Below are 17,778 nucleotides of genomic sequence, written 5' to 3'. Positions count from 1 at the left end.
GGGCGCGACGCACTTGGTCACCCACAGAAACTGGTCCCGGCCCCGGCCGCCCACTCGCTCGTCGGAAGCTCAAGAAGCCACTCGATCCGGGCGCTGTCCGGCAGGGGACCGTGATCGGCGGTCACCTTCAGGGCCGATGCCGCCGTGATGTGTCCCAGCCGCAGCGCACGCTCCATGCCCCCACCGCGCAGCAGCCCGGTCAGGACTCCGGCGGCGAACGCGTCGCCCGCGCCGACGGGCTCCACCACGTCCGTGTCCAGCGCGGGCACGGTCCGTACGCCTTCGTCGCTGAAGGCGATGGCGGAATGGCCGCCGTCCTTGACGACGAGAAGGCGCGGGTGCGGCAACAGCGCCCGTACGTCGGCCGGTTGGAGGTTCGCGTCCCACAACTCCCGCGCCTCGTCGAGGCCGACGAAGGTGATGTCGGCCCGGTCGGCGAGATCGCGCAGCACGGTGGCGGCCGTACCGGGCGGCCACAGCGCGGGGCGGTGGTTGACGTCGAAGCTGATGGCGTACGGCCGGTCGGCGGCCGGGACGGTGAGCGCGGTGGCCACCAGGCTCCGGCAGGACGGGGACAACGCCGGTGTCACGCCCGTGAGATGGAGGATGGAGGCCGATCCGAGCTTGTCGTCGTCGAGTACGTCGGGGCCCATCGCCGAGGCCGCCGAGTTGCCGCGGTAGTAGTGGACCCGGGTCCGCGCACCGGTCGGTTCCTTCACGAGCAGTCCCGTGGGCCGCTCCGGATCACACCGCACACCACTCACATCGACACCCGCCGCGCCGACCTCCGCGAGCACGCGCCGTCCCAACGGGTCGTCGCCCACGGCCGAGAGCCACGACACGGGGATCCCCAGGTCGGCCAGATACATGGCCACGTTCGACTCCGCCCCGGCCACCGACACCCGCAGATCGTCGGCACACTCCAGCGACGAGGACGGAGCGGGGGCAAGGGCCGCCATGGTCTCCCCGATACAGACGACCGCACCTTCCGTCGGCTGCCATCCGCTCGTCATGATGCCTCCCGCGCGAACGAGGCTTCCTCAACGACGTTGAGAAAGGCGCGAGTTCGGGCACGCAGCGCGGTCAGGCTGCCGCCGTCGGCCGCGTCGCCGATCAGGGGCGAGCCGACGCCGACAGCGGTCGCTCCGGCGTTCAGGTACTCCCTCGCGGCCAACTCGTCCACGCCGCCCACCGGTACGAACGCCTCATCCGGGAACGGGCCCCGCAACGCCTTGAGATAGGCGGGACCGCCGGCCTCCGCCGCCGGGAAGATCTTCAGCGCGGCGACACCGAGGGGGCGTGCGGCGAGGATCTCGGTGGGGGTCAACACCCCTGCGATCACCGGCAGTTCGAGTCGGTGTGCCTCGCGGATGCCGTCTCCGAGTGCTGGGGTGACGGCGAAGTTCGCGCCGGCCCGGTGAGCGGCGCGGGCGTCGTCGGCGGTCAGGACCGTACCGGCGCCGAGGGGGCGGTCGGGGCCGAGTTCCTTGCGTGCTCGCTCCATGACGGACAGGGCGTCCGTGCCGGTCAGGGACACCTCGATCAGTTCGACGCCCTCCTCGGCGAGGGTCAGTACGGTGCGTACGGCGGCTTCCGGGTCGGTGCCGCGAATGATCGCGACGAGACGGTGTGCGGCCAGGGCCGCTCGCAGATCCATGTGACGAATTCCCTTCCTGTACAGGTCGGTTCAGGCACAACGGCAGTTCGTGGTCAGCGTCAGCCGCCATCGCACCTCGCCCGAGGCGGGTACCCGAGCGGCGTCATCAGGGCCCGCCTCGGCGAGGTCGAAGACGCGGCCGAGCATCGGTTCGACGCCGGTGCTGCGGTAGGGGTGCGGGGCGGGAAAGCCGCCGAGGTTGCGCCACAGCGCGATGGACAAGGGCTGCCCGTCGGCTTCGAGGGCGAGTGCGAGTCGGTCGTCCTGGTCGTGGACGCAGCAGTGGGAAGCGTCCACGACCGCTCCTACGGCGGTCCCGTCGTCCGGACCGAAACGGTCCAGGCGCAGTCCGCACGGCGTGGGCCAGCCGCCTTCCACCCATGGGGCGCCGGTGGGCCACGCCGGCTCCAACAGCGGCGCCGCCTCGGGGAAGAGCCGGGTGCGCGCCCCGTCGCGGATGTGCAGATCCGCACCGTCGGAGAGGTCGAGCAGAGCATGGGCGGCCCATACGAAGCGGAAGCCCGCGTCGGCCGTCAGGACGTAGTCGGCCACAGCTCCGTCGGTGGTGGCACGCACCGTACGCGCCAGGGTGAACCGGTCGCAGTGGAGGACGTCGGCAACTCCCTCTCGCCGCCAGGGTCTTGACCAGGCGTCACCGTGGTCGGGCGCGCCCCGGACCGTCGGTATGCACTCCTCCAGTCCGCCCGCGTCCACGAAGGCGTCGCCGGGGGAAACGTTGTCGCGCTCAGGTGCCTCGCGCCGCCACAGCCACTCGCGCCCCGCCGTTGTGCGCAGCGAGGTCCAACGCCCGCCGTGGGCACGGTCGATAACGATGTCCAACGGCACGGTCACCACTCCGCGAAGGAGCCGTCGGGGTGCCGCCACACCGGGTTGCGCCAGGCGTGACCGGTGCGGTCGGCGGCGCGTACGGCGGCCTCGTCGATCGTGATGCCGAGGCCCGGGGCGTCACCGCGCAGGGCGTGGCCGTCGACGAACCGGAACGGCGCAGGATCGACGAGGTAGGAGAGCAGGTCGGCGTCCTTGTTGTAGTGGATGCCCCGACTCTGCTCCTGGATGAGGAAGTTGGGGGTGGCGAACGCGACCTGCAGACTGGCCGCCAGCGCGATCGGACCGAGCGGACAGTGCGGGGCGAGTTGGGCGCCGTAGGCCTCCGCGAGGGAGGCGATGCGGTGGACCTCCGAGATGCCGCCGGCGTGGGACAGGTCGGGCTGGGCGACGGCGATGCCCGCGGCCAGCACGGGCAGGAACTCGGCGCGTCCGTAAAGGCGTTCACCGGTGGCGAGCGGTACCGGGCTCGACTCGACCAGGCCGGCCAGCTGACGGCCGTGCTCGGGCAGGACGGGTTCCTCGACGAACAGCGGGTGCAGCGGGGCGAGTTCGGCGAGGACGCGGCGAGCGCCGGCGGCGGTGAAGCGGCCGTGGAAGTCGACGGCGACGTCACGGTCGGGGCCGAGTGCCTCGCGGGCGGCGGCCACCCGGGCGACGATCGCGGCGGTCTCGGCGGGCGTGGGGATCGGTGAGGTGGCTCCGGCGGCGTTCATCTTCACCGCGGTGAAACCGGCCTCGACCTGGGCGGCGATCTGCTCGCTGAGCTGGGCGGGTTCGTCGCCGCCGACCCAGGCGTAGACCCGGACGCGGTCGCGCACCGGGCCGCCGAGCAGCGCGTGCACGGGGGCGCCGTAGGTCTTCCCGGCGATGTCCCACAGCGCCTGGTCGAGGCCGGCGACGGCGCTGGAGAGGATCGGGCCGCCCCGGTAGAAGCCGCCCTTGGACATGACCTGCCAGTGGTCCTGGATGCGCAACGGGTCCTGGCCCACGAGGTGTTCGGCCAGCACGTCGACGGCGGCACGCACGACCTCGGCGCGTCCTTCGACGACCGGCTCGCCCCAGCCGATCACGCCCTCGTCGGTCTCGACACGGCAGAACAGCCAGCGGGGCGGGACCAGAAAGGTCTCGACACGGGTGATCTTCACTGAGACCGGGAGCCTTCCGTTTCTTCGGAGTCCTGAGCGGAGTCCGCTGGGGAACCCTCTTCCGCGTCGCCGAGCCGGTCCAGGTCGCGGCCGGCCTGGTCGAGCAGGGCACGCATCGCGGCCTCGGCGGCCTGCGGGTCCTGGTCGCGTACGGCGTCCAGGACGGCGCGGTGGGCGGGGACCGGGTCCTCGCTGTGCGGGGCGCTGTGCACGATGCGGTCGCGGTGCGCGAGGCCGGACTCGATCACCATCTCCATGCGTTCGAGGAGTTCGTTGTGGGTGGCGGCGAGCAGCGCGCGGTGGAAGGCGAGGTCGGCCTCGACGGCGTGGGCGGCGCCGTTGCCCTGCTCCCCCATGACGTCGAGGGCGCCGTCCAGGGCGGCCAGGTCCGCGTCGGTGCGGCGCTGGGCGGCGAGGCGTACGGCGGCGGGCTCGATGATGGAGCGGACTTCGGCGAGGTTGTGCAGCAGCGCCTGGTCGGACTCCGAAGTGGAGGCGCCCTCGAACTGCCAGCGCAGTACGTCGGCGTCGAGCAGGTTCCACTCGGCGCGGGGGCGCACGAACGTGCCGCGACGCTGCCGGGCGTCGACCATCCCCTTGGCGGCGAGCACCTTCAGCGACTCGCGCAGCGCGGTCAGGCTCACGTCCAACTCGCTCTGCAGCGCGACCAGATCGAGTGTGGCCCCTTCGGCGATCTCACCGCCCAGGATGCGGCGGGCGAGGAGTTCCACGGTCTGGCCGTGGACGCCTCGACGGGCATAGGGCGTCATGTCGTACAGCCTTTCTGCTGGTTGGGGAGCGTGGTCATGCGGAGGCCTTGACGACGCTCCAGCCGCCGTCCACCACGAGACTCGTCCCGGTGATGAAGGAGGCTTCGTCGGCGCTGAGGAACGCGATGGCCGCCGCCACTTCCTCGGGCGTGCCGAAGCGGCGTACGGCCGTCTCGGCGATGCTGCGTTCCCGTTCCTCCGGCGGCACTCTGTCCCAGGCCGCGGTCAGTATCGGTCCCGGCAGGACGGCGTTGACGCGAACAACAGGCCCGTATTCGACGGCTAGTTGACTGCACAGGGAGAGCAGGGCGCCCTTGGCGGCGGCGTAGGCGGGATGCCCGGGGATGCCCTTGTGGGCGTGCACGGACGAGGTCAGCACCACCGCGCCCCGCCGTTCCTCCAGATCGGGCAGCACCGCCCGGAACCCGAGGAAGCTGCCGGTCAGATTGACGTCGAGCTGCCGCTGCCAGGACGGCAGGGTCATCTCGTGGGCGGGTGTGACATCGACGGTGTAGGCATTGCTGACAAGCACGTCGACGGGCCCGAAAGTGTGGGCGACGCGAACGATCCGCGCCCAGTCGTCCTCGCCCGCGACATCTGCGGCCACGAACCGCGCCCGCCCACCGTCCTTGCCGATCCGCTCCGCCACCGCCTCGCCCCGCTCCTCGGCTACGTCGGCGAGCACCACGGCGGCTCCCTCCTCGGCGAGGCGTACGGCCGTGGCGGCTCCGATGCCGGAGGCCGCACCGGTGACCACGGCCGTGCGCCCGGTGAAACGGGCACCGATCCGTCGTACGGACTGCTCCATCGAGGTTCGACTCCTTCGCGACCTTCGGGTCCTTCGCGTCTTTCACGAGTAAGGGCTTGCTGGAAACATAAGGGGCTCACTCGCTCATTCGCGCACGAGCACGACCAGGTCGGCGTCATGATCGCGACTCCAGGCGAACGGCAGCCCGTAGTGCAACAGATGCGCTCCGCCGTACGACGTTCCCGTCGCCGTGTCCCGATAGCGCGCCGCCGGTTCGAGCCCCCGCAACCGGAGCCGGTCCGCCCGCCCCGGCATGAGCGGGGCCCCGTCGAGCCGCCCGGTGCTCAGCGCGGCGACGACGGTCCGGTCCCCGGCGTCGTACTGCACCCCGCAGCTCGGCTCCTCCGGCGTACCGAGGAGCCGTGCCTCACCATGGTGGATCACGTCCCGCACCTCCTTGTACCGGCCGATCCACCTGGCGGCCTCGGCCCGCTGCTCCGGCGTCCACGCGCGCAGGTCGGCGCCGATGCCCAGCACTCCGCACATGGCGTTGACGAACCGGAAGGCGAGACTGCGCGGGCGCGGATCGAAGATGCCGGGCGCGTCGGTGACCCAGGAACTCATGACGTGCGGGGCGTGCGCGTGCAGGAAGCCGTACTGGGTCGAAAGCCGGTCCAGCGGTGCGGTGTTGTCGCTGGGCCAGACCACGTCGGTGCGCGCGATCGTCGCATGCTCGATCCGTCCGCCACCGCCCGCGCAGCCCTCGACGGTGACATCGGGGTGGGCGGAACGGAGGTAGTCGAGGACGCGCAGGTATCCGGCGACATGCTCGGCGTCCAGGTCGACCCGGCCGGCACCGGGGCGTCCTCGTTCGGTGGGCGGGCGGTTCATGTCCCACTTGAGATAGCTGATGGCGTAGGTGCCGAGCAGCCGGTCGAGTGTCCCGATCACGAAGTCCTGGACGTCGGTCCGGCCCAGGTCGAGGAGCAGCTCGTTGCGGACGAGTCGGCCGGGACGGCCCTCGATCCGGTAGACCCACTCGGGGTGTTCGGCGTACAGACGACTCCCCGGACTCACGGCCTCGGGCTCTATCCACAGACCGAAGTCCAGGCCCAACGCCCTTACGTCCGCGATGAATTGGTCGACGCCCTGCGGGAAGGCGGCCGGGTCCGGCCACCAGTCCCCCAGTCCCCCGGTGTCGTCGCCGCGCCCGGTGAACCAGCCGTCGTCCACGACGAACAGCTCGGCCCCGATATCGGCGGCCGTCTTCGCCAGCTCCAACTGCCCGTCCGCGTCGACGTCGAAGCCGGTGGCTTCCCAGGAGTTGTAGAGGACCTTGCGCGGGCGGTGCAGGCGCTCGCCGGAGAGGTGTCGTTCGTAGCGGTGCCAGACGCGGGAGAGTCCGTCGAGTCCCTCCGGGCTGAAGGCACAGGCGAGTTGGGGGGTGGCGAGGGTCTCGCCGGGGGCGAGGATCACCGCGTCTTCGTGTGGGACGCGGCCCGCCCGCACCCGCACGGCACCGCCGGGTTCGGCCTCGGCGGTGATGTGCCAGTTGCCGGGCCAGGCGAGGGCGATGCCGTACGCGGCCGGCGCCTCGCCGTCCTGCACCGCGAGCCAGGGTGCGTAAGCGTGTCCCGGTGCGCCCTGGAGGCTGCCGATGCTGAACGTGCCCCGGGGCAGATCGAGTTGGGTGCGCTGGAACTCCTGCGACCACTGGCCCGTGAGGTACGTCAGGCGGGCGACTCCGGTGACGGGGATGTTCACGGCGGCCGAGTCGAGCCGCTCCAGACGGAGTTCCTGCGAGGCGGCGGTGAACTCTGTCCGGCGGAGGATCACGTCCGTGCCCGGCACGGTCTCGTAGTGGAGGACGGTCCGGAGGCCCAACAGCTCGTCGTGGAAGGCGAGTCGGAGCGTGCCCTCGTCCGTCTCCGCCCCGACGAACTCCCACCACATGCCCCGGTCCTCGCCGTCCGGACGCGACGCAATCAGCTCGGACCCGGTGAACGGCCTCAGCCCGTACGGGAGATACTCGGCCGGCGCCGCGTCGGCGGGTGTGATGAAGTGCGTGCGCCTGGACCAGTCCAGCGCGGACGGACCGTCCTCGACGCCGAGTGGTCCCCATGCGTCGAGTTCGGCCCAGGGGCCGTCCGGGGACAGGCGCACGGTGTAGCTGGTGTTCTCCGTGCGCAAGGTCCAGCGCTGGTAGGTCACTTGACCGCCCCGAGGTTGAGCCCGGCCACGAAGTGCCGCTGGAAGCGCAGGAACACGGCGACCGTGGGTGCGGCGGCGATGACGGAGCCGGCCGCGATGACGTTCCACATCGACACGAACTGGCCCTGAAGTCCGATGAGCGCGGCGGTGATCGGCATCTTGGTATCGCTGCGCAGCACGGTGATCGCCCACAGCAGGTCGTTGAAGATCCAGGTGAAGGAGAGGGCGCTGAGCGCGGCCAGGGCGGGGCGGGTCAGCGGGAGGATGATCCGCCAGAAGATCTGCCAGGGGCCGGCGCCGTCGACGACCGCCGCCTGCTGGATCTCAGTCGGGATCGAGCGCATGAATCCGTGCAGGACGAAGACGTAGAAGCCGACGCCGAAGCCGATCTGTACGCCGACGAGTGCGGGCAGGGTGTCGAAGATGCCCATCACTTCGCTGAGCTTGGAGACCGGGATGAGGAGGATCTGCGGTGGGAGGAGGTTGCCGCCGAGCATGAGGAGCAACAGGGAGCGGCGGAAGCGGAGATCGTAGCGGCTGAGGGCGAAGGCGGCCATGGCGGCGAGGGCCAGCGTGATCAGGACGCAGGGGATCGTGACGATCAGGCTGTTGATGAGGGCGCGCTGCTGACCGCCGTCGACCCAGGCCTGGTGGAAGTTGCCGAGGGTGAAGGAGTGCGGCCAACTGCCCAGGCCGTTCGCGGCGATGTCGTCGAAGGAGCGCAGGCTGGTCACCAGGACCAGGGCGATGGGCAGCAGCCACAGGATCGCCAACGCGCCTGCGCCCAGGTGGAATCCGGCGGTCGCGGCACGCCTTCGGCGCAGGGCCGTGGAGTTGGCGGACATCAGTCGGCCTCCCGGAACGCGCGGACGAGGTAGGAACAGATGACGCCGAAGGCCAGCACGAAGATGACGACGGCGAGTGCGGAACCGTAGCCGAGTCGTAGGGACTGGAAGGCGGTTGAGTACATGTAGGTGCTCAGCAGCTCGGAGGAGTGGTAAGGGCCGCCGCGGGTCAGCGACCAGACGACGTCGAAGGAGCGGAGCGAGTCGATGACAATGACCGACAGAACCACCGCGTTGACACTGCGCAGTTGGGGCAGGGTGACGTGCCGCAGGCGCTGCCAGGCACTGGCGCCGTCGACCTTGGCGGCCTCGTACAGGGCGGGGTCGATGCCCTTGAGGCCTGCCAGGTAGAGGACCATGACGTAGCCGATCTGCCGCCAGAGCGCGGGCACGATCACGGCGTAGAGGGCGGTGTCCTGATCGGCGAGCCAGGCGTGGCGGAGGCTGCCGAGGCCGACGGATTGCAGGAGTTGGTTGAGGACGCCGTCGGGTTGATAGATCGCCTGCCAGACCAGGGCCGTGGCTACCAAGGAGAAGACAACCGGCAGGAACAGGGCCGCGCGGTAGAAGCCGACGCCGCGGCGCTCCTGTTGGAGCAGCAGGGCTGCGGCGAGGCCGAGCACGGCGGACAGGCCGCCGAAGAGGACGAGCCAGAGGACGGTGTGGCCGGCCGCGCTGCGGAAGACGTCGTCGTGGGCCATCTCCCGGAAGTTGCCCAGGCCGACGAACTGCGGTGGGGAGACGCCGTCCCATTTGGTCAGGGCGAGGTAGAAGCCCTGCACGGCGGGCCAGAACACCCAGACCGCCTCGACGAGGAGCGGGACGAGGACGAAGGCGAGTACCAGCGGGGGTGTCCGCCGGGGTCCCCGAACCCGCTTGCCCTTGGCGGGCGTTGGGGTCGGGGACCTCCGTTCGGGCGCGGTCAGGACGGCCATGTCACGCGTTCCAGATCTTCTCGGCGTCGCGCTGCCAGTCGGTGAGGATGCTCCCGATCGACTTGGGCTTGGCCAGGAACTTGATCAACGCGTTGTCGGCGGTGGGCTGGAGGGCGTCGCTGGAGTCCCGGTTGAAGAACTGGGTGATCTCCAGGGCCGAATCGACGTGCTTGCGGCCCTTCTTGACGAGCGCGGTACCGGCGTCCTTGGCGTCGGGGTTGCAGGGCAGGACGGTGCCGGAGGAGCCCTTGATGTAGATCTCCTGGGCCTCGGCGGTGGCGAGGTACTTCATCAGGTCGATGACCTGGTCGTGGCGGCCGGTGCGGGCGCTGGCGAAGTAGCCGTCCACAGGCGCCTCTTCGGCGAGCGGGACCTTGGAGTCGATGACGGGGAAGCGGAAGAAGTCGATGTCGTCCAGGGCGTTCTTGGGTGCCGCGTCGGCGAAGAAGGTGCCGATGAGCATCATGGCGCTGCGGCCGTTGAGCATGGAGGTCGACGCGTCCTGGAAGGCGACGGCGGCGCCGTTCGGGTCGAAGTACGGCAGCACCTCCTGCCAGCGGTCGAAGACCTTGCGCACCTCGGGGTCGTCGAACCGGTGCTTCCCCGCGAGGAGTTGGCGGTGGTACTCGGCGCCGTTGATGCGGATGTCGAGGTAGTCGAACCAGGCCGAGGCCACCCAGGCCGTGCCGCCGCCGGCCCCCAGCCCGATCGGTGTGACGCCCTTGCTCTTGAGCTTGTCGCACAGGTCGAGGAACTCGTCCCAGCTCTTCGGCTCGCTCACGCCCCACTTGGCGAAGTTGGACTTCCGGTAGAACATGCCCCACCAGTAGTAGGTGTTGGGCACGAAGACCTTCTTGCCGGAGCTCGCGGTGCACAGCGAGTTGAGCGCCTTGGAGTAGCGCTTGAGGTCGGGCGAGGAGGTCCACGCCTCGTCGAGGTCGAGCAGCAGGTTCTTCTTGGCGTAGGCGTCCGCGACCGAGCCGGGGTACCAGGTGTACACGTCCGGCGGGTTGGCCGAGGTGAGGTACGTCGGCAGCTGGGTGCGGAAGGTCTCCGCCGCGACCGTGTTGAGGCTTGCGCGGTCGGAGCCCTTCTTGGCGTAGGCGGCGACGAGGTCCTGCATCGCGGCCTTGGCCTGCGGGGCGGAGAGGTTGGACTGGAGGCTCACCGCGCCCTTCGAGGAGCTCTTGGCGGTGGAGGTCGATGTGACACAGCCGCTGAGCAGCGCCGTCGCCCCCGCGGCACCGAGTCCGGCGAGGAACCGGCGGCGGTCTGGCTGATGGTTCGTCATGGATGGCTCCCTGTGGATCCCGCGCGGATCCGGATGCAAGCAGATCCGGATGCACGCGGTTCCAGATTCACGTGGCGTCCCCACCACGTCAAGAATAATTACTAATTTAGTTGCACTGGGTCAGGTGTGCACTTAGTTGAACTGGGCCAGGTGCACATAGCCGTCGACTCCGCGGAACACCGCGTCGACCGTCCCGTCCGGCCCGGCCACCGCCCCGAGCGCACCGTCGAACGCGGCGCTGGGGAACGCCTGTTGCTTGGTCCAGCCCTGCCACGCACCGCTCTCGTACCGCTGCTGCCAGAGCGTGTAGTCGGCGGCCCGCGCGTACAGCACCACGGCATCCCCTACGGCGACCAGCGTCGGACTCCCGCTGAGGGTCCCCCCGAGCGACGCCCACGGCGACCACTCCCCCGACGTGTCCCGGGTCCGCGTCCACACGTCGTCGGCCGCGGTGCGCACGGCCACATGCACCCGCCCCTGGGCGTCCACGGCGGCGGACGGCCGCCCGTACACCGCCCGGCCACCGGGTGCGCCGAGCGAGGTCCAGCCGGTCGAGGGGCCGCGCTGCACGACCTGCCCGTCCGAGCCGGTGGCGAACAGCGTCCAGTGCGCGGAGTCGGCGAAGGCCACCGACGGTGCGTCGGTCACCCGGCCGCCCAGGCTCTGCCACGCGCCCCAACGGCCGCCGACGTAGACCCGCCGGTACACGCGGGAGTCGGCGCCGCGAACGAAGACGTCGATCCGGCCGCCGGCCGAGGAGTAGGCGGCGGGCTGGCCGAGAATCGTGCCCTTCGCGGGGCCGCCGAGGTCCTTCGTCCCGCCGTCGGTCCGCTGGACGAGCGAGCCGTGCGGTCCGCGCAGGAAGGTGGTGAGCGTGTCGCCGTCGCGGACGACGGCCGGGCTCGCCGTGGCCTTCGCGCCCAGGTTCGTGCCGGGCAGGGCGTCAGCCCCGGTCAGCTTGAGGAGCGCGGTGCCGTGCGCGGGGACCTCGACGGTGTACGACCCCGTGTGCGTGCCCCGGTCGACGCGGGCCCGCAGGTCACGCACCTGGACCGGTCCACCGAGTGCGGTATCCGCGAACTGCACGGTACGCAGGGCCGGTTGGTCGGACCGGTTGAGCAGGACGACCGCGCGCTGCCCGTGTCCTTCCAGCACCTTGCTGTACACGTCCCCGACGGAGTCACTCGCCACCCGCACGCCCTGGACCGCGAGCGGGTCCTGGTCGACGGCGATGATCTCCGGGTTGCGCAGGGTGGCGAGCATCGAGTCGGACAGGGTGCGCGGGTCGGAACCCAGGACGAGCGGCGAGCCCATCTCGGCCCACATCACGTACTGCGTGGTGGACTCCTCCTGGGTCAACTCCAGGGTGCCGTCCGCCATTTGGCGCATCGGGATGAGGTAGTCCGGGTCGTTGTAGTGCCCGGGTCCCTGCGCCTCGGGGTGCCAGGCGTTCGCGTCCATGTTGCGCAGGATGTTGGGCCATTGACCCGGGCTCGGGGTGCCCCAGGCGATGTCCGTGCCGGTACGCCAGGAGTCGGCGATCGTCGGGGCGTAGACGTACGTGTTGTGCGCGTCCTGCTCGGGTGTGTGCGGCAGGCCCCAGTCGTCGGTGAGCGGGTTGCACAGGTTGAGCAGCATCTTGCGGCCGGACTTGGCCACCGCGTCGCTGAACTCCTTGAACGCCGGGCCCGGATCGAGCTTCGCGCCGATGCCGCACAGGAAGTCGACCTTGACCGCGTCGATCTTCCAGCCGGCGAACTGCCGCGCGTCCGCGTCGTAGTGGCCCCTGCTGCCGAGGCCACAGCTCTTGCCGCCGTCGTAGGTCCCGGCGTCGGTGTAGATGCCCGCCTTCAGGCCGCGCTGGTGCAGGTAGGAGACGAGGGCGGGGATGCCGGAGGGGAAGCGGGTGGGGTTGGCGACCAACTGCCCGTTGGCGTCACGCGGGTTGTCGGCCTGCCAGCCGCCGTCGAGCCACACGATGTCGTAACCGGCGTCCCGCAGACCGCTGTTGACCAGCTTGTCCGCGACGGAGCGCACTTGCTGCTCCGTGGGTGCGCCGAGACCGTAGTAGGTGTTCCAGCCCATGTAGGGCGTCGGCGCGAGGCCGCTGTCGTAGTAGTCGGGTGCGCCCTGGTCGACGCCGGTCTGCGCCGTGGCCACGGAGGCCGTGTTCTGCGCCGTGGCCACCGGAGCGGCGGTCGCCGCCAGTACGGTCCCGATGGCGACGACGGTGGCACGGCGGGTCCGTCTCGAAGCCGCGGGTGTGCGGACCTGCGGATGTGAAGTCACTTGCCTCTCCCGAGGGTTGGGAAGCAGGAGGACGTGACCCGGGCCGCACTGCGACAGGGGCTTCCGGCGTCACGGCGACGACTGTGGCGCGCGGCCGAAACCCTGTCAATATTAATTCCTAATTTATTAGAACGCTGCTTCAGGGGTTGACACAGCTTCCCTCGCGTCACAGCCTTTGGCAACGTTGTCAATGCCGCCGACGTTTGATGGGACATCACGCTCATGACAGCTCAATCGGGTTCGCCGCACGTGTCGCGCCGCTCCGTCGTCACCACGGGTTCCAGCCTCCTGGCGGGGTTCGGCCTCGGTCTCCGCCTGCCCGCGTCGGCCGCGCCCTCCTCCCCCGCCACGCCCGGCGAACTCGCCCTCCACCGCCCCGTGTCCGTCTCCTCGACGGCCTACGCACCCACCCCGGGTTCGTTCGTGGTGGACCGGCTCACCTCGCCGGGGGTGCGCGGCAGCGGATGGCGGGCGGCGGCGGGCGATCCGCAGTGGATCGCGATCGATCTGCAGGCCGTATGCACCGTCACGTCGATCCGCGTCACCTTCGAGGCCGACGCGAGCGACCCGGTGTTCACGCCTCCCACCACCGGCAACCCGGCCGACGGCACAACAGGCAAGGAGATCCAGTCCAGTTACTCGGTCGAGTACGTCGTCGAGACGTCGACCGATCACACGTCCTGGACCAGCGTGTACCGCACCACGGCGGGCACCGGCGGAGTGGTGAACATCCAGCCCCCACGCCCGGTCACCGCCCGCTGGATACGCCTGACCTCGCTCCGGCGCTCCAACCCCAACCCTCTTGGCCTCAACGGCTTCGAGGTCTACGGCACCGTCGCGGGCCACCGGCCGTCGGCAACGGGCTGGACGGACTGGGGCACCCACTCCGGTCCGGCGCCCAAGCTGACGGTGGCCGAGGACGGCACGGTCCCGGTGGAGTCGGGCTGGCGACTGACACTGGACGACTGGGCCGACGGCGACGGCGCGAAGTTGTCGAAGACGTCCGCGGACACCAGTAGTTGGCTGCCGGCCACCGTCCCCGGCACGGTACTCGGCTCACTCGTGGACCAGGGCAAGCTGCCCGACCCCGTGGTCGGACTGAACAACCTCCACATCCCCGAGGCCCTGTCACGTCATTCGTGGTGGTACAGGCGGGAGTTCGAGCTGCCGCGCGGTCTGCGCACCGGGACCGGGCGCCGGACCTGGCTGGAGTTCGACGGCATCAACCACACGGCCGATATCTGGCTCAACGGGCACCAAGTGGGCGGTCTGACCTACCCGTTCGCCCGCTCGGCCCATGACGTGACCGAGCTGCTCGCCACGGGCGGCGGCGGGGCAAATGCGCTCGCCGTGAAGATCACGCCTATGCCGGTACCCGGCAGCCCCGGCGACAAGGGCCCGGCGGGCGAGTCCTGGGTGGACGCGGGCGCCAACCAGATGAACCTCAACTCCCCCACCTACCTGGCCTCTTCGGGCTGGGACTGGATGCCGGCGGTACGCGACCGGGCTGCCGGCATCTGGAACCACGTCCGGCTGAGATCGACCGGCCATGTCGTGATCGGCGATCCGCGGGTCGACACCGTGCTGCCGGACCTGCCTCAGGTGTCGGTCGCCGAGCTGACGATCGTCGTCCCGGTGCGCAACGCCGACACCACCGACCACCGGACCACGATCTCCGCCGCCTTCGACGACGTCCGGGTCAGCAAGGTCGTCACCGTGCCGGCGGGCGAGAGCGTCGACGTCACGTTCACTCCTGACGCCTTCGGTCAACTGCGGGTACTCAACCCGACATTGTGGTGGCCCAACGGGTTGGGTGACCCCGCTCTCCACAAGCTCACCCTGGTCGCCACACTCGACGGTGCCGAGAGCGATCGCCGCACCACCCGCTTCGGCATCCGCCAGTTCGGTTACGAGTACGAGGTGCCGCTGCCGTTCGCCAACTCCGGTGACGCGTACACCCAGTCCGTGTCCTTCGCCCGGCAACAGGCCCGGTACGTGCGCATCAAGTGCCTGACCAGGGCGTCCGGTTGGGGCTACTCCCTGTGGACCCTGGCCGTACGCGACAGCGCTCGGCCCGCCACCGATCTCGCCCTGCACGCGTACGCCGACGCTTCGAGCACGGACGGGGACGACCACACCGCCGGCCACGTGACCGACGGCGATCCCGGCACCCGCTGGTCCTCGGCCTACGCGGACGACCAGTGGATCCGGGTCGACCTGGGCTCCGTGCAGTCCCTCGACGGGGTCGACCTGACCTGGGAACAGGCCTACGCGAAGAGCTACTTGGTGCAGGTCTCCGCCGACAACGCCACCTGGACCGATGCCGTGTCGGTGGACAACAGCGCGGTTCCGCTGCCGTTCAACAACGGCAACGCGAGCCTCCAGGTGGAGGACTTCGCTGCCCGGACCGCCCGTTACGTCCGTATCAACTGCGGGCTGCGCAACACCAGTTGGGGTAACTCACTGTGGTCCCTCGGCGTCATCGACAGCGCCGTACCCGGAACCGACCTGGCCCTGCGCCAGAAGACGACCGCGTCCACCGAGGATCCGGACCACCCGGCCGCGCACGCCACCGACGGTGACACGAGCACCCGTTGGTCCTCGGAGTACGAGGACCACCAGTGGATCCAGGTCGACCTCGGAGCCGCACAACGTTTCGACCGGGTCGCCGTCCTCTGGGAGTCGGCGTACCCGAAGACCTACGTGATCCAGGTGTCGGACGACGCGGACACGTGGACCGATGTGAAGTCGGTGTCCAACACCCCCGACCCGTTGAAGATCAGCGTGAACGGGGTGCGGGTCCTCGCCCGGGGCGGCAACTGGGGCTGGGACGAGTTGCTGCGCCGGATGCCGCCGGAGCGGATGGATGCGGCCGTCCGCATGCACCGCGACATGAACTTCACCATGATCCGCAACTGGGTGGGCACGTCCGACCGGGAGGAGTTCTTCGCGGCCTGCGACGAGCACGGCATCCTGGTGTGGAACGATTTCCCCAACGCGTGGGGCATGGACCCGCCGGACCACGACGCCTTCAACTCGATCGCCCGGGACACCGTGCTGCGCTACCGCATCCACCCCAGCGTGGTCATCTGGTGCGGGGCCAACGAGGGCAACCCACCCGCCGCCATCGACCAGGGCATGCGCGAGGCCGTGGAGGGACAGGCGCCCGGCATCCTCTACCAGAACAACTCGGCCGGCGGCATCATCACCGGCGGCGGACCGTACGGCTGGGTGGAACCGGAGAAGTACTTCGACCCAACTACCTACGGCAGCAAGGACTTCGGCTTCCACACGGAGATCGGTATGCCCGTCGTCTCGACCGCCGCCAGCATGCGCAACATGACGGGTGACGAGCCCGAGTGGCCGATCCGCGGCGCGTGGTACTACCACGACTGGAGCGAACGCGGGAACCAGGCACCGCAGACGTACAAGGCGGCCGTAGAAGCGCGCCTTGGAACGGCCACGGACCTGGACGACTTCGCCCGCAAGGCCCAGTTCGTCAACTACGAGAACACGCGCGCCATGTTCGAGGCGTGGAACGCGAACCTCTGGGACAACGCCAGCGGTCTGATGCTGTGGATGTCCCACCCCGCGTGGCACAGCACGGTCTGGCAGACCTACGACTACGACTTCGACGTCAACGGCACGTACTACGGCGCCCGTTCGGCCTGCGAACCCCTGCACGTCCAGGCCGATCCCGAAGGGCGGGTCATCGCGGTCAACCACACGCGTGAGGGCCTGAAGAACGCCGTGGTCTCAGCCCAGTTGATCGATCTGACGGGGCGTCGGCTCGGCGGGAGCAGGAGCGCCCGGCTGGATGTGGCACCGGCCGCGACCGTGAAGGCGTTCAGCGCGGCCTGGACCGACGACCTGCCGGACCTGCATCTCCTGCGCCTGACGCTGACCGGCGGCGACGGCCGGGTCCTGTCGCGCAACACCTACTGGCGCTATCGGACACCGGCAGCCATGCGAGCACTGGGCAAGGCGCCGCGGACGAAGGTCTCCGCGACGCTCGGGCGCGTGTCCCGTTCCGGAGCCCGTACCGAACTGACCGCCACCGTCCGCAATCACGGTCCGGTCGTCGCCGCGATGGTCCGCCTCTCGCTGAAGAACGGTGCGACCGGCCGGCGCGTACTGCCGACGCTGTACAGCCACAACTACCTGTGGCTGCTGCCCGACGAGTCCCAGACCGTCACCCTGTCCTGGCCGAGCCGCGCCCTGCCCTCAGGTCATCCGCTCCTGGAGGTGGAGGCGTACAACAGCCGCCCCTCGACGGCCTTCAGCGGAGGTCGATGACGAGACCGCTGTCCGCGACCGTGATGTCGCCGTCGTAGGCCCGGCGGGCGGCGTCCACGAAGTCGTGCGGGTCCGATCCGGGCCACAGATGGGTGAGTACGAGACGACCCACATGCGCTTGAGCGGCGTACTGGCCGGCCTGCCGCGCGCTGGAAAGGTACTCCGAGGAGTGCTCGGGCACTTCCTCGGCGTAGGTGGCCTCGGCAATGAGTACATCGGCGTCCCGCGCCAGGTCCGTGATGTCGGGGCACGGCCCGGTGTCGCCGGTGTACACCAGCCGCCGCCCGCCGGCTGTCAGCCGCATGCCCGCGTTGGGCACCCAGTGCGGCAACAACCGGGTGGCTACCGCGAACGGACCGATCTCGAACTCCGCGCCCGGTGTGAACTCGTGCAGCAGGTAGGAGGCGTCCAGCATTCCCGGCCGGTCCAGTGCGAGGACCGCGTCGAGAGCCCGGGGCGGGGCGAAGACCGGTAGCGCGGACGGCGGGTCGTCGTCCAGCGCCCTGGCCCGCAGCAGCGGGTTCAGGTCGGCGCAGTGGTCGGGGTGTCCATGACTGATCAGCACCGCGTCGACGCCGTGCGCGGGCGTGTGCTCCAGCAGTCGGGGAAGGGCGGCGTATCCGAGGTCGATGACGAGCCGAAATCCCTCGTGCTCCACCAGGAAACCACTGCACGCCAGACCGGCCGACGGCCACGCACCACAGCCCCCCAGTACGGTGATCCGCATACTCTCTCTCCCTGA

The 17,778-nt window shown here is 70.1% G+C and carries 13 protein-coding genes; 1 reads left to right on the top strand and 12 read right to left on the bottom strand.

Annotation, left to right across the window (positions count from 1 at the left end; all coding sequences use genetic code 11):
- Positions 1-17: 17 nt before the first annotated feature.
- The 11 genes from OG588_RS47555 to OG588_RS47505 form a co-directional block, all read right to left on the bottom strand.
- Positions 18-1,013 (bottom strand): sugar kinase, encoded by a 996-nt coding sequence (locus OG588_RS47555; RefSeq protein ID WP_405952744.1) that lies wholly within the window; start codon positions 1,011-1,013, stop codon positions 18-20.
- Positions 1,010-1,657, bottom strand: coding sequence for a bifunctional 4-hydroxy-2-oxoglutarate aldolase/2-dehydro-3-deoxy-phosphogluconate aldolase (locus tag OG588_RS47550; RefSeq protein WP_405952743.1), 648 nt, complete (start codon positions 1,655-1,657; stop codon positions 1,010-1,012). Before OG588_RS47550 ends, OG588_RS47555 begins: the two co-directional genes overlap by 4 nt.
- A 30-nt stretch (positions 1,658-1,687) precedes the next feature.
- Positions 1,688-2,509: a hypothetical protein gene (locus OG588_RS47545; RefSeq protein WP_405952742.1), complete on the bottom strand. Its 822-nt coding sequence runs from the start codon at positions 2,507-2,509 to the stop codon at positions 1,688-1,690.
- Positions 2,506-3,651 carry a galactonate dehydratase gene (gene dgoD, locus OG588_RS47540; protein WP_366097626.1) on the bottom strand — a complete coding sequence of 382 codons (1,146 nt, stop codon included), beginning with the start codon at positions 3,649-3,651 and terminating at the stop codon, positions 2,506-2,508. Before dgoD ends, OG588_RS47545 begins: the two co-directional genes overlap by 4 nt.
- The gene (locus tag OG588_RS47535; protein WP_405952741.1) at positions 3,648-4,421 is read right to left on the bottom strand and encodes a FadR/GntR family transcriptional regulator; all 774 of its coding nucleotides are present in this window, start codon (positions 4,419-4,421) and stop codon (positions 3,648-3,650) included. Before OG588_RS47535 ends, dgoD begins: the two co-directional genes overlap by 4 nt.
- Before the next feature lie 34 nt (positions 4,422-4,455).
- Positions 4,456-5,229, bottom strand: coding sequence for an SDR family NAD(P)-dependent oxidoreductase (locus OG588_RS47530; RefSeq protein ID WP_405952740.1), 774 nt, complete (start codon positions 5,227-5,229; stop codon positions 4,456-4,458).
- 84 nt (positions 5,230-5,313) lie between these two features.
- Entirely contained in the window at positions 5,314-7,380 is a 2,067-nt protein-coding gene (locus tag OG588_RS47525) for an alpha-galactosidase (RefSeq protein WP_405952739.1), read from the bottom strand.
- A complete protein-coding gene (locus tag OG588_RS47520; RefSeq protein ID WP_405952738.1) occupies positions 7,377-8,225 on the bottom strand; it encodes a carbohydrate ABC transporter permease in 849 nt (282 codons plus the stop codon). Before OG588_RS47520 ends, OG588_RS47525 begins: the two co-directional genes overlap by 4 nt.
- Positions 8,225-9,160, bottom strand: coding sequence for a carbohydrate ABC transporter permease (locus OG588_RS47515; protein ID WP_405952737.1), 936 nt, complete (start codon positions 9,158-9,160; stop codon positions 8,225-8,227). The genes OG588_RS47520 and OG588_RS47515 overlap by 1 nt, the downstream gene beginning before the upstream one ends.
- A 1-nt stretch (position 9,161) precedes the next feature.
- Positions 9,162-10,451 (bottom strand): ABC transporter substrate-binding protein, encoded by a 1,290-nt coding sequence (locus tag OG588_RS47510; RefSeq protein ID WP_405952736.1) that lies wholly within the window; start codon positions 10,449-10,451, stop codon positions 9,162-9,164.
- A 132-nt stretch (positions 10,452-10,583) separates the two neighbouring features.
- Positions 10,584-12,740: a glycoside hydrolase family 27 protein gene (locus OG588_RS47505; RefSeq protein ID WP_405952735.1), complete on the bottom strand. Its 2,157-nt coding sequence runs from the start codon at positions 12,738-12,740 to the stop codon at positions 10,584-10,586.
- A gap of 222 nt (positions 12,741-12,962) precedes the next feature.
- On the opposite strand from OG588_RS47505, the gene OG588_RS47500 reads away from it, so the two are divergent.
- The gene (locus OG588_RS47500; RefSeq protein WP_405952734.1) at positions 12,963-17,036 is read left to right on the top strand and encodes a discoidin domain-containing protein; all 4,074 of its coding nucleotides are present in this window, start codon (positions 12,963-12,965) and stop codon (positions 17,034-17,036) included.
- Here the strand turns inward: OG588_RS47500 and OG588_RS47495 are convergent.
- Entirely contained in the window at positions 17,020-17,763 is a 744-nt protein-coding gene (locus OG588_RS47495; RefSeq protein ID WP_405952733.1) for an MBL fold metallo-hydrolase, read from the bottom strand. The genes OG588_RS47500 and OG588_RS47495 overlap by 17 nt on opposite strands.
- Between the last annotated feature and the right edge of the window lie 15 nt (positions 17,764-17,778).

The organism is Streptomyces prunicolor, from assembly GCF_045162825.1.
Taxonomy (GTDB): Bacteria; Actinomycetota; Actinomycetes; order Streptomycetales; family Streptomycetaceae; genus Streptomyces; species Streptomyces prunicolor.
This window is presented reverse-complemented; position numbering and strand designations above follow the sequence as displayed.